Source organism: Pseudomonas sp. PDM26, from assembly GCF_019219185.1.
In the GTDB taxonomy this organism is placed as follows: Bacteria; Pseudomonadota; Gammaproteobacteria; order Pseudomonadales; family Pseudomonadaceae; genus Aquipseudomonas.
Genome location: NZ_JAHUWC010000005.1, coordinates 342,751 through 354,953 on the forward strand (window position 1 = coordinate 342,751; position 12,203 = coordinate 354,953).

The window sequence follows — 12,203 nt, forward strand, 5'->3', positions numbered from 1 at the left end:
GGCCGGCTTCTCGGGGACTGGCTTGGATCATTTTTGGTAAACCGCGCCAGCCTTCAAAACGTACACCCGGATCTTGCGTCCGGCTGTGGGACCTGGTGAGAAAGTCATCTGTCAGGCCAGTGCATCTGAGCCGCAGGGCGGGTCGATGCGCAAATGTGGGGCGCAGCATACGCAGGTTTGAGAGAAAATCCCAGCGGGAAGTGCCGGGCAGAGCCGTTTGGCCACCCGGGTGGGCGGCCGATGGGCGTTCTGGAGCGCTTAAAGAAACGGCACCGTCGGCCGTCGTTTGTTCAGGGTCGACCACCAGAATACCCAGCCCAGCACCCTGATGTTCTGCTCTTCGATTTGGGCGGGTCTGAAGATTTCATCCGGGTATTCGGCGCGGTTGTGGCTGCGCAGTCGCAGGGAGTTGCCCGGTAGTCGGTGCAGGTACTTGATACGCAGCATGCCGTCATGTTCGATGGCGTAGATCTCGCCATCGACAATCTGGGTCAGGCCACGGTCAATCGCCAGGGTCGAACCGTCTTCGATTTTCTCACCCATGCTGTTGCCGCTCATGAGGGCACAGATGGCGTCGGCGTGGTTGATTTCCAGGGAATCGAGGTGGCTGCGGGGCAGGCGGATCGATTGCTCGGGGTCTTCTATGACGTGGGTATTATTGGAGCCCGGGGCGGTGACAGCTTCTTTGAGGAATGGCAGTTCGACGTCGACAGGCTCGATGACTGTATAGACACCGCGGATGGTCTGGGCATCGAAGATGTTGCCGGAGTCTTCGAGCAGGCGCAGGTGTGGGGCGTCTTTCGAGCCTTCGCCGGTTTTCAGCCAGTCGCTGCTGACGGAGAGTTTTCTGGCGACTTCTTCCATGCAATGGGCGGGCACACCACGGGTGTACCAGTTATGTACATTTTGCGGGGCCGTATCCAGGAAATCGGCAAATCCTGTGGTCGTGATGCTCGCTGCTTCGAGGAGTGCTTTAAAGCGTGGGCCGCTAGTGTTCTTTTTCATGACCGCGAGTCTACTGGCGGCTGGTAAGGGTTTGAATAAACGCCTCGTTCAAATTTCGCGGGAAATTTACGACGGGATGTAAGACGCTCTTGGGGAATTTTAAACAAACAAAAACCATTGGAGGGTTTGTTTAAACGGGGTGTTTGGCGTGCTTATCAAGCGCCCACAAAAAACCCCGGATCTCCCGGGGTTTTTCTTGCCGTTTGCAGCTGAAAGCCTGCAGCCGGGCTTAGCCTTTATAGGCGGCAACCGACTTGGTGATCGCTTCGCGGGCGGCGTCTGCGCCGGCCCAGCCTTCGATCTTCACCCATTTGCCTTTTTCGAGATCTTTGTAGTTCGCGAAGAAGTGCTCGATCTGCTGGATCAGCAGTGCTGGCAGGTCGGTGTATTCCTTCACGTCGACGTACAGCTGGGACAGCTTGTCGTGTGGGACTGCGATGACCTTGGCATCGCCGCCGCCGTCGTCGGTCATGTTCAGGATGCCGACCGGACGAGCGCGGATCACCGAACCTGGAGCAACCGGGTAAGGGGTTACAACCAGCACGTCGAGGGGATCACCGTCGTCAGCCAGGGTGTTCGGGATGTAACCGTAGTTGGCCGGGTAGAACATTGGGGTGGCCATGAAACGGTCAACGAACAGGCAATCGCTGTCTTTGTCGATTTCGTATTTGATCGGCGCGTGGTTGGCCGGAATCTCGATCGCGACGTAGATGTCGTTCGGCAGGTCTTTGCCAGCCGGAATCTTGCTGTAGCTCATTGGGCGTTGCCCCCGTTAGTTGACCAGAAATACTTGGCCGGATTGACCAAAAAGTGGCGGCGATTATAGGCATATTCCTGGGTCGACGCCACGCACCAGAAGTCGTATGGCGCTCACTGGTGTGCCTGATAGACAGGGTCATGCGCCTTTAGTTGCTTCAATCTCGCCAGCGGGTCCTGGCGATAGAACAACTTCAGCTGCTGGTACACCTGTGGATAAGCCTTGTGCAGCAAATCCGGGGCGCTGAAGAAGTATTCGCTGGTGACGGCGAAGAACTCGGCAGGGTTTTCGGCGGCATACGGGTCGATGGCCGTTTCGGCATGGGGATTGCGTTCCAGTTGCCGGTCGAGGTCGTCGTAGGCCTTTTGCATGACGCTGGCCCAGTCGCTGACCCGCATGTCTGGGTGCAACGGCGGCAGGCCGTTGGCGACGCCGTTGAGCATGTCCAGTTTGTGCGCCAGTTCGTGGATGACCAGGTTGTAGCCTTCCCAGCCTCCGCTGGCCATTACGCCCGGCCAGGCAAGGATGATCGGGCCTTGCTGCCACGCTTCACCGCTGTGCTCACCCACCCATTCGTGCTCGACGCCGCCGACATCGCGATGGCGCTGGGGGCTGAGGAAGTCGTCGGGGTAGAGAATGATTTCGTGGAAGCCCTGATACCAGTTCAGGTCGCCGAGGTTCAGCAGTGGCAATTGTGCCTGGGCAGCGAGCAGCAAGCGTTGCTCCTGATGCAGTTCGACGCCGGGCAGGGCGGTCAGATGCTTGTCTTCAAGGAACAGCACGCAGGCTTCGCGCAGCCATTGGTCTTCGGCGGCACTGATGCCATCGAGAAAACTCAGCTGATGGCGCACCCGTTGCCACATGTCATCGGCAATCGGGTGCTTTGCCAGGGTGCGTCGGCGACGCCAGGCGCTCAGGGACCACATCGTGTCATCGCGATTCGGCTTTGGAACTCGAGCCCGCAAGGCGGTTACGCACCATGCCAATGATCATCGGCACCAGCGAGAGCAGGATGATGCCGACTACCAGCAGCGACAGGTTCTTCTTGATGAACGGCACGTTGCCGAAGAAGTAACCGAGGGTTACCAGCCCGCCGACCCACAGGACAGTGCCGAAGACACTGAAGGCGAAGAAGCGCGGATAAGGCATTTTCCCCACCCCGGCGACGAACGGTGCAAAGGTGCGGATGATCGGCAGGAAGCGCGCCAGGGTCACGGTTTTGCCGCCATGCTTGTCGTAGAAATCGTGGGTTTGTTGCAGGTAGTCGCGGCGGAAGATCTTCGAGTCCGGATTGCTGAACAGTTTTTCACCCGCCGTTCGTCCGATGATGTAGTTGGTGCTGTCGCCCAGAATCGCCGCCAGCATCAGCAGGCCGCCGAGCAGTACCGGGTCCATGCCACCACCGGCCGCCACGGCGCCAGCGATGAACAGCAGGGAGTCGCCCGGCAGGAAGGGCGTGACCACCAGACCGGTTTCACAGAAGATCACCATAAACAGGATGGCGTAGATCCATGCCCCGTAGTTGGTTACAAGCATGTCGAGGTAGACGTCGAGATGCAGGACAATATCGATCGGGTTGAAATCCATGGAAAGCACCTGTGGTGATGGCCCGACTCAGCAGGCCTGTGCGGATGACTTCGCGTAAGACTACGAATAAGGGTAGTTTTTCTTACAAGCCGGGGGAGTTCGGGATTATACGAGGCGAGAGGTGAAAATCGCGTCGAGATTGTAGCGGGGAATGTCCCGGGTGTTTACCAGTGCGCAAAATATTGTGGCGAGGGGGCTTGTCGGAACACCGCACCGCCCCGCCCCGTTCGGCTGCGAAGCAGTCGCAATCGCTAGGTGCATGGTGTGTCTGGGGAATCGGCATAAGTGAAATCAGGGTTGCTTCGCAACCCAACGGGGCGGTGCGGCGTTCCGACAAGCCCCCTCGCCACAGGGGCTCGTCCCGCTGACGCAACCTTATAGTTCGTCGCTGATCGGCAGCACATAGTTCTTGAATTCGGTGTCTTCCTTGAATCCGATGGACTCGTAGGTTTTCTGCGCGACTTCGTTGTTGCTGCTGGTGGAAACACGCATGCGCACGGCATTGGTTTCCTTGGCCATTTTTTTTGCGGTGCGGATCAGGTTGTCGGCCACCAACTGGCGGCGGGCGTCCTCGGCGACATAAATATCGTTGAGGATCCACACGCGTTTGAGCGAAAGCGAGGAGAAGCTCGGGTATAGCTGGCAGAAACCCATCAGTTTGTTGCTGTCGTCATCGGACAGCGCCAGGTAGATCACCGATTCCTTGCGACGCAGGCGTTTTTCGAGGAACGCCCGGGACGAGTCCGGATACGGCAGGGAACCATAAAACTCGCGATATTTGACGAACAACGGGGTCAGCAGGTCCAGGTGTTCGAGGGTCGCTTGAATAATCCGCATGGTAGGTCTCGTCTTCAAGTGGCTGTCTTACGTCTCTGACGGCGATGGGAAACCCTTGGCGGCCGTGCCACGATCCTGCCTGAAACTGGTACGAATGTGCAATGCGCAAGCGGTTCAGGTTTTCGGCGGGCCGAGCAGGAAATTACCTTTCATGTCGGCTTGCGCGTCCGACTCCAGTGTCTGAACCTGCGCTTCATCCTTCAGATTGACACCTGACAACTGCCGTCGGCAGGCTTCGCGCATCAAGTAAAGCAAGCGGTGTGCCGCCATGCCGTAACTCAGACCCTCAAGCCGCACGTTGGAGATGCAGTTACGGTAGGCATCGGTAAGACCGACCTTTGGATTGTAGGTGAAATATAACCCCAGGCTGTCCGGGGAACTGAGGCCTGGGCGTTCGCCGATGAGGATCACGGTCATTTTCGCTCCGAGCAATTCACCGATTTCGTCAGCGACCGCCACGCGCCCCTGTTCCACCAAAATCACCGGCGCTATCGTCCAGCCTTGCGCTGCAATCTGTTCTTCGAGGCGTGCCAGAAAGGGCAGGGTATGGCGATGAACGGCCAGTGCCGACAGACCGTCGGCGATCACTATCACCAAATCGACCCCGCCAGGATGCGCCGCAGCGTATTCACGCAAGGTCTTTGCCGATGCCTCACTCAGTTTGCGCCCCAGATCCGGGCGTTGCAGGTAACTGTTGCGGTCGATCGCTGCGCTGTGCAGCAAAAGGCTTTCGTGTCCGCGTTCGGCCAGTTGTGAGCTGAGTGCCGCATGATCGAACGGCAAGTGCACCGCATCCCGCGCCTGAGCGTGGGCGTACTGGAAGTCCAGTTGTGCACGGGTGGGAATGCTGGTGCCGGTGCGGCCCAGGGCAATTCGCGCCGGTGTCAGGCGTCGCAGTTCCAGCCATGGGTTGTGGGGATCGAAGGGTAGTTTATCCATGTCAGTTTTCATCCCAGTTGCGCCAAGGCCTGGCGGAAGGCCGGCGGCAGGCTGCTGCCAAACAGAACCCGGCCGTCCGCCTGGGTGAAGATGCCCATTTTCGCCAGCCACTGCTCGAACTCCGGCGCAGGTTTCAGTCCCAGGGTCTGCCTAGCGTAGAGCGCATCGTGGAATGAGGTGGTCTGGTAGTTGAGCATGATGTCGTCGGAGCCGGGGATACCCATGATGAAGTTGATCCCGGCGACGCCCAGGAGGGTCAGCAGGGTGTCCATGTCGTCCTGGTCGGCTTCGGCGTGGTTGGTGTAGCAGATGTCGCAACCCATGGGCACACCGAGCAACTTGCCGCAGAAGTGGTCTTCCAGGCCGGCGCGGATGATCTGTTTGCCGTTGTACAGGTATTCCGGGCCGATGAAACCGACGACGGTGTTGACCAGAAACGGGTTGAAATGCCGCGCGACGGCGTAGGCCCGGGTTTCGCAGGTTTGTTGATCGACGCCATGGTGGGCGTTGGCCGACAGGGCGCTGCCCTGGCCGGTTTCGAAGTACATCAGGTTCTGACCCAGCGTGCCGCGATTCAGACTCAAGCCGGCGTCATGGCCTTCCCTCAATATACTCAGGTTAATGCCGAAACTGGCGTTGGCCGCTTCGGTGCCGGCGATCGACTGGAACACCAGATCCAGCGGGACGCCGCGATTGACCGCTTCGATCGACGTGGTGACATGGGTCAGCACGCAAGCCTGGGTCGGGATTTCGTAGCGCTGGATGATCGCGTCGAGCATCTCCAGCATGGCGCAGATCGAGGCGATGCTGTCGGTGGCGGGGTTGATGCCGATCATTGCGTCGCCATTACCATGCAGCAGACCGTCGAGAATGCTTGCTGCGATACCGGCCGGTTCGTCGGTGGGGTGGTTCGGTTGCAGGCGTGTGGACAGTCGACCGCGCAGGCCCAGGGTGCCGCGAAACTGTGTAACCACGCGGATTTTTTGCGCCACCAGCACCAGATCCTGCACACGCATGATCTTCGATACCGCGGCAACCATTTCCGGAGTCAGGCCGGGGGCGAGGGCGCGCAGGACCTGTTCGTCGGCGGCATCGCTGAGCAGCCAGTCGCGAAAGCCGCCGACGGTCAGGTGACTGACGACAGCGAAGGCTTGTTTGTCGTGGGTGTCGATGATCAGGCGGGTGACTTCATCGGATTCGTAGGGGATCAGCGCTTCCTGCAGGAAGTGGCTTAGCGGCGTGTCGGCCAAGGCCATCTGTGCCGCGACACGCTCGCCGTCATTGAGGGCCGCGACGCCGGCCAGAAAATCCCCGGAGCGTGCCGGGCTGGCCTTGGCCATCACTTCCTTGAGGCTGTCGAAGCGGTAAGTCTGGGCGCCGACGGTATGGGCGAATGCGGCCATGGGGCGGTGTCCTCCAGTAATATTGCAATCTGCTTTTCCTGTGGGAGCGGGCTTGCTCGCGAATGCACACTGTCAGTCAAAATAGAAGTCGACTGATATGACGCCTTCGCAAGCAAGCCCGCTCCCACAAGGGAATTGCATGCACTTCAATAATGCAGGCACCGGATGAATGGCCCGGCGCCGGTGCATTCATATACCTTCGAGCATAGCGTCTGCCGGTGCCTCGGAGCGTTGCTTGGCGGTCAACTGGAAGTACAGGTAACCGGCAACCATGAAACCGAGGAAAACCAGGCCGATCAAGGTGTTGAACCAGGCCATCGCCACCAGGCACACCACCGCCAGGAACAGCGCGATCCCCGGTACGATCGGATAGCCCGGGGCGCGGAAGGTACGCTCCAGGTTCGGTTCGGTCTTACGCAGCTTGAACAGGCTCAGCATACTGATGATGTACATCACGATGGCGCCGAATACCGACATGGTGATCATCGCCGCCGTCAGGGTCATGCCTTGCAGGTTGACCAGGCCATCGCTGTAGATCGCCGCGATGCCGATCACGCCGCCGGCCAGAATGGCCCGGTGCGGTGTCTGGAAGCGCGAGAGTTTGGCCAGCCCTTTAGGCAGGTAACCGGCGCGAGCCAGGGCGAAGAACTGCCGTGAGTAGCCAAGAATGATCCCGTGAAAGCTCGCCACCAGGCCGAACAAGCCGATCCATACCAGCATGTGCATCCAGGTCGAATTGTTGCCGACCACGGCTTTCATCGCCTGAGGCAACGGATCGTTGATGTTCGACAGTTGACGCCAGTCGCCGACACCGCCGGCCATCACCATTACGCCGATGGCCAGGAACACCAGGGTCAAAATGCCGCTGACGTAGGCTTTGGGGATAGTGCGTTTCGGGTCCTTGGCTTCTTCGGCGGCCATGGCTGCACCTTCGATCGCGAGAAAGAACCAGATCGCGAAGGGAATGGCGGCGAAAATACCGGGAATCGAGCCCATCGTGAATTCATTGGCGCCCGACCAGCCATTGAGCACAAAGTTGCTGAAGCTGAAGCCCGGGGCGACCACGCCCATGAACACCAGCAATTCGGCGACGGCCAGCACAGTGACCACCAACTCGAAAGTGGCTGCGATGCTGACGCCGAGGATATTCAGGCCCATGAACACGAAATAGGCGCCAACGGCGGCGATCTTCGGGTCCAGTTCCGGGTATTGCACGTTGAGGTAGGCGCCGATGGCCATGGCGATGGCCGGTGGTGCAAAGACGAATTCGATCAGGGTGGCGATGCCGGCGATCAACCCGCCTTTTTCGCCAAAGGCCCGGCGGCTGTAGGCAAATGGCCCGCCAGCGTGGGGAATCGCAGTCGTCAGTTCGGTGAAGCTGAAAATGAAGCAGGTGTACATCGTCGCCACCATCAGTGCGGTGACGAGAAAACCCAGTGTGCCTGCGGTGCCCCAGCCGTAACTCCAGCCGAAGTACTCGCCGGAAATCACCAGGCCGACGGCAATGCCCCATAGATGCAGGGTGCCGAGTGTGGGTTTGAGCTGTGTGGAAGAAGTAGTCATAAGTCCTCTCTAATTTTTATTGTTCGATCTTTTGGACTTTCGGGTGCGACGGTTTGGGTGCAAATCCTGAATAACGGGTAGGCAAGGCCCGTGCCAGAGCGGCCAGGCCTTTTGAGTTGTCATTTAGGATGTCATTGCAGACGAGTCTGCTTCTGTAGGAGCTGGCGAAGCCTGCGATCTCGTTTCAATCGGGTGATGGGAGCTACCGACAAGCAAAGATCAAAAGATCGTAGCCTGCGGCAGCTCCTACCTCCCGGTTTTTAGAAGAAGCCCAGCGGATTGATGTCGTAGCTCACCAGCAGGTTTTTGGTCTGTTGGTAGTGGTCGAGCATCATCTTGTGGGTTTCACGGCCGACGCCGGACTTCTTGTAGCCACCGAACGCGGCGTGCGCCGGGTACAGGTGGTAGCAGTTGGTCCACACACGACCGGCCTTGATGGCACGGCCCATGCGGTAGGCGCGGTTGATGTCGCGGGTCCAGAGGCCGGCACCCAAGCCGAACTCGGTGTCGTTGGCGATGGCCAGGGCTTCGGCTTCGTCCTTGAAGGTGGTGATGCTCACCACCGGGCCGAAGATTTCCTCCTGGAACACACGCATTTTGTTGGTGCCCTTGAGCAGCGTCGGCTGGATGTAGTACCCGCTCGCCAGGTTGCCCTCGAGTTTTTCCACCTTGCCGCCGGTCAGCAACTCGGCGCCTTCGCCCTTGGCGATTTCCAGGTACGAAAGGATTTTGTCGAATTGCTGCTCGGACGCCTGGGCGCCGACCATGGTCTCGGTGTCCAGCGGGTCGCCACGTTTGATTTGCAGGACCTTCTTCATCACCACTTGCATGAATTCGTCGTAGATCGACTCTTGCACCAGCGCTCGGGAAGGGCAGGTGCAGACTTCGCCCTGGTTGAAGAAGGCCAGCACCAGGCCTTCGGCGGCTTTCTCGATGAAGGACGGTTCGGCCTGCATGATGTCTTCGAAGAAGATGTTCGGCGACTTGCCGCCCAGCTCCACGGTGGACGGAATGATGTTTTCCGCCGCGCATTTCATGATGTGCGAGCCGACCGGGGTCGAGCCGGTGAAGGCAATCTTGGCAATGCGCTTGCTGGTGGCCAGCGCTTCGCCGGCTTCTTTGCCGAAGCCTTGCACAATGTTCAGCACGCCCGGTGGCAGCAGGTCGCCGATCAGCTCCATCAGCACGGTAATGCCCAGTGGCGTTTGCTCGGCAGGCTTGAGCACCACGCAGTTACCGGCAGCTAGCGCTGGAGCAAGTTTCCAGGCGGCCATCAGGATCGGGAAGTTCCAAGGGATGATCTGCCCGACCACACCCAACGGTTCATGGATGTGATAGGCCACGGTGTTGCCGTCAATTTCGGCAGCGCTGCCTTCCTGGGCGCGCAGGCAACCGGCGAAGTAGCGGAAGTGGTCAGCGGCCAGCGGGATGTCGGCGTTGAGGGTTTCGCGCACGGCTTTGCCGTTGTCCCAGGACTCGGTGATTGCCAGGGTTTCCAGATTCTGCTCGATGCGGTCGGCGATTTTCAGCAGCACCAGCGAACGGGCTTGCGCAGAGGTGGCACCCCATGCGTCGGCAGCGGCGTGGGCCGCGTCCAGGGCCTTGTCGATGTCTTCGGCCGTGGAACGGGGGAATTCGGCAATCGGTTGGCCATTCACTGGCGAGGTATTGGTGAAGTACTGACCTTTGACAGGCGCGACGAACTCGCCGCCGATGTAGTTACCGTATTTGGCTTTGAACGAAACGATAGCGCCTTCAGTACCGGGGTGAGCGTAACGCATAGTGGTTTCTCCTTGCTTTTGTGCTTATAGGGAGTCGCGCATGTGCGCTTGCTTTAAGCGTAGAGCAAGGGGCGGGCCAGTGCGCTGCAGCTCAGACAAATCAAGGCCTTGCGCATTTTTTGTCGGACGGATGGAGCATGCTTGTGACGCTTGCGGTACAGCCGGCGTGACACTTTGTACCGATTCTGGCACAACCTGTGACTGGGTAGTCTTGCAAGCATTGCAATGCAGGCCGGGCTGGAGGATGCTCGGGCGACCACTACTGATACACCCTGTAGGACCTTTCGGGGAGAATAATAAGAAATGCACGACAACCATCTGAGTCGCCATGCCCAGCAAGTATTGACCGTGACTCAGGGCAAGTCCCACCTGCACGGTCCTGGCAGCGATCCGTCCATCGCCCGTTCCTGGCTGCGTTGCCTTGAGGACTATCACCTCGATCCGGCGCTGAGCATCGCGCCGACGGTGCTGGAACATGGTCGCGTCCTCGAAAGCCGCGAACGCTTGCAGCAAGTGCTGCACATTGCCGGCAATGAAATGACCAGCCTGCACCAGCAGCTCTCCGGTGCCGGTCATGCAGTGCTGCTGACCGACGCCCGCGGCGTGATCCTCAATTGCGTCACCGCGCCCGCCGAACGGCAGATTTTCGAGCGTGCCGGGCTCTGGCTCGGCGCCGACTGGAGCGAGGCCTGCGAAGGCACCAACGGCATCGGCACCTGTCTGGTGGAGCGTCAGTCGCTGACCATCCATCAGGACGAACACTTCCGCGGCCGCCACACCGGCCTGACCTGCTCGGCGAGCCCGGTCTTCGATCCCCATGGCGAACTGCTGGCGGTGCTCGACGTGTCGTCGGCGCGGCGTGACGCCTCACGGCAAAGTCAGTTCCACACCATGGCGCTGGTCAATCTGTCGGCGAAGATGATCGAGAGCTGCTACTTCCTGCGCTGCTTCGACAATCAATGGTTGCTGCGTTTTCACTTGCAAGCCGAATCTGTCGGTTTGTTCAGCGAAGGGTTGCTGGCATTCGACGGAGAAGGGCGCATTTGCGCGGTGAACCAGAGTGCGTTGAACCTGCTGGGACACATTCGCGGCGGCTTGCTGGGTAAACCGGTGGAGGCGTTTTTCGATTGCTCGCTCGATGAGTTGCTGGGGCGCGCGAGCACCAATGCCGCCGCCAGTTGGCCGTTGCGCACCCGTGATGGTCGCAAACTGTTCGCGGTATTGCGCGGTGAGGCACGGCGGCCGCTGCCGACTCCATTGGTGCCAACTGCCAAGGTTGCACAAGCACCGCGCCTGTCGGGCATTTGCCTGGACGACGCGGCGTTGCAGGCGGACTTTCGCAAGGCCCTGCGTGTGTACGAGCGCGACGTGCCGCTGCTGATCAATGGCGAAACCGGGTCTGGCAAGGAGGCCTTTGCCAAAGCGGTGCACCACGCCAGCCAGCGGGCGGACAAAGCCTTTGTCGCCCTCAACTGCGCGGCCATTCCCGAAAGCCTGATCGAAAGTGAGCTGTTCGGTTATCGCGGCGGCAGTTTCACCGGTGCGCGCAAGGAAGGCATGCGCGGCAAGTTGCAACAGGCTGATGGCGGGACGTTATTCCTCGATGAAATCGGTGACATGCCACTGGCCCTGCAGACGCGATTGCTGAGAGTGCTGGAGGACCGGCAAGTGGTGCCAATCGGTGGCGAGCCGGAAGCGGTGAATGTGCGGATCATCAGTGCCACTCACCGCAACTTGCTGGATCGCGTGGAGGACGGCAGCTTCCGTGAGGATTTGTATTACCGCCTCAACGGGCTGGAAGTCGCATTGCCGCCGTTGCGCGAGCGTAGCGACAAATCCCGGTTGCTCGACTTTTTGCTGGCCGAAGAGGCGGGCGCAGAAACGGTGTTGATTGACGGACCGGCGCGGGAGGCCTTATTGGGGTTCGCTTGGCCGGGCAACGTGCGGCAGTTGCGTAATGTGCTGCGTACGTTGGCGGCACTGTGTGAGGACGGGCGGATCGGTCTGGAAGATTTGCCCGCGATGATTCGTTCGGCCCGGCCGGTGGTGGCGCAAGCAATCGAGGAACCATCGGAGCATCCGCTGGAGGATGCCGAGCGGCTGGCGTTGCTCGCGGCGCTGGAGCAGACGCGCTGGCATATGACGCATACGGCGGAGCAGTTGGGGGTCAGTCGCAATACCCTTTACAGGAAGCTGCGTAAACACGGGATTGCCAGATAAGTTTTTTGTGGCGAGGGGGCTTGCCCCCGTCGGGCTGCGAAGCAGCCCTGAAACCAACCGACCCCATTTCAAGGATGCACCGAGTGCGCGGGATTACGACTGCTGCGCAGC

The 12,203-nt window shown here is 59.8% G+C and carries 10 protein-coding genes; 1 reads left to right on the forward strand and 9 read right to left on the reverse strand.

The window, feature by feature from the left end; all coding sequences use genetic code 11:
- Positions 1 to 258 precede the first annotated feature (258 nt).
- From KW849_RS12975 to KW849_RS13015, 9 genes are all read right to left on the reverse strand, one after another.
- Positions 259 to 1,005 carry a S24 family peptidase gene (locus KW849_RS12975; protein ID WP_218429753.1) on the reverse strand — a complete coding sequence of 249 codons (747 nt, stop codon included), beginning with the start codon at positions 1,003 to 1,005 and terminating at the stop codon, positions 259 to 261.
- Between the two features lie 229 nt (positions 1,006 to 1,234).
- Positions 1,235 to 1,762, reverse strand: coding sequence for an inorganic diphosphatase (gene ppa, locus KW849_RS12980; protein ID WP_007990564.1), 528 nt, complete (start codon positions 1,760 to 1,762; stop codon positions 1,235 to 1,237).
- Between the two features lie 113 nt (positions 1,763 to 1,875).
- Positions 1,876 to 2,688 (reverse strand): zinc-dependent peptidase, encoded by an 813-nt coding sequence (locus KW849_RS12985; protein WP_218429754.1) that lies wholly within the window; start codon positions 2,686 to 2,688, stop codon positions 1,876 to 1,878.
- A 4-nt stretch (positions 2,689 to 2,692) separates the two neighbouring features.
- Complete coding sequence (locus KW849_RS12990) at positions 2,693 to 3,349, reverse strand: DedA family protein (protein ID WP_218429755.1); 657 nt, start codon at positions 3,347 to 3,349, stop codon at positions 2,693 to 2,695.
- Between the two features lie 375 nt (positions 3,350 to 3,724).
- Entirely contained in the window at positions 3,725 to 4,186 is a 462-nt protein-coding gene (locus tag KW849_RS12995) for an N-acetyltransferase (protein ID WP_007990572.1), read from the reverse strand.
- Positions 4,187 to 4,300: 114 nt separating this feature from the next.
- Entirely contained in the window at positions 4,301 to 5,125 is an 825-nt protein-coding gene (eutC, locus tag KW849_RS13000; protein WP_218429756.1) for an ethanolamine ammonia-lyase subunit EutC, read from the reverse strand.
- Between the two features lie 8 nt (positions 5,126 to 5,133).
- Positions 5,134 to 6,528 (reverse strand): ethanolamine ammonia-lyase subunit EutB, encoded by a 1,395-nt coding sequence (locus tag KW849_RS13005; RefSeq protein ID WP_218429757.1) that lies wholly within the window; start codon positions 6,526 to 6,528, stop codon positions 5,134 to 5,136.
- Positions 6,529 to 6,717: 189 nt separating this feature from the next.
- A complete protein-coding gene (gene eat, locus KW849_RS13010) occupies positions 6,718 to 8,091 on the reverse strand; it encodes an ethanolamine permease (RefSeq protein WP_218429758.1) in 1,374 nt (457 codons plus the stop codon).
- 260 nt (positions 8,092 to 8,351) lie between these two features.
- Positions 8,352 to 9,872, reverse strand: coding sequence for an aldehyde dehydrogenase family protein (locus tag KW849_RS13015; RefSeq protein WP_218429759.1), 1,521 nt, complete (start codon positions 9,870 to 9,872; stop codon positions 8,352 to 8,354).
- A 303-nt stretch (positions 9,873 to 10,175) separates the two neighbouring features.
- Here KW849_RS13015 and KW849_RS13020 point away from each other — a divergent pair, with 303 nt between their 5' ends.
- A complete protein-coding gene (locus tag KW849_RS13020; RefSeq protein WP_218429760.1) occupies positions 10,176 to 12,092 on the forward strand; it encodes a sigma-54-dependent Fis family transcriptional regulator in 1,917 nt (638 codons plus the stop codon).
- Positions 12,093 to 12,203 lie beyond the last annotated feature (111 nt).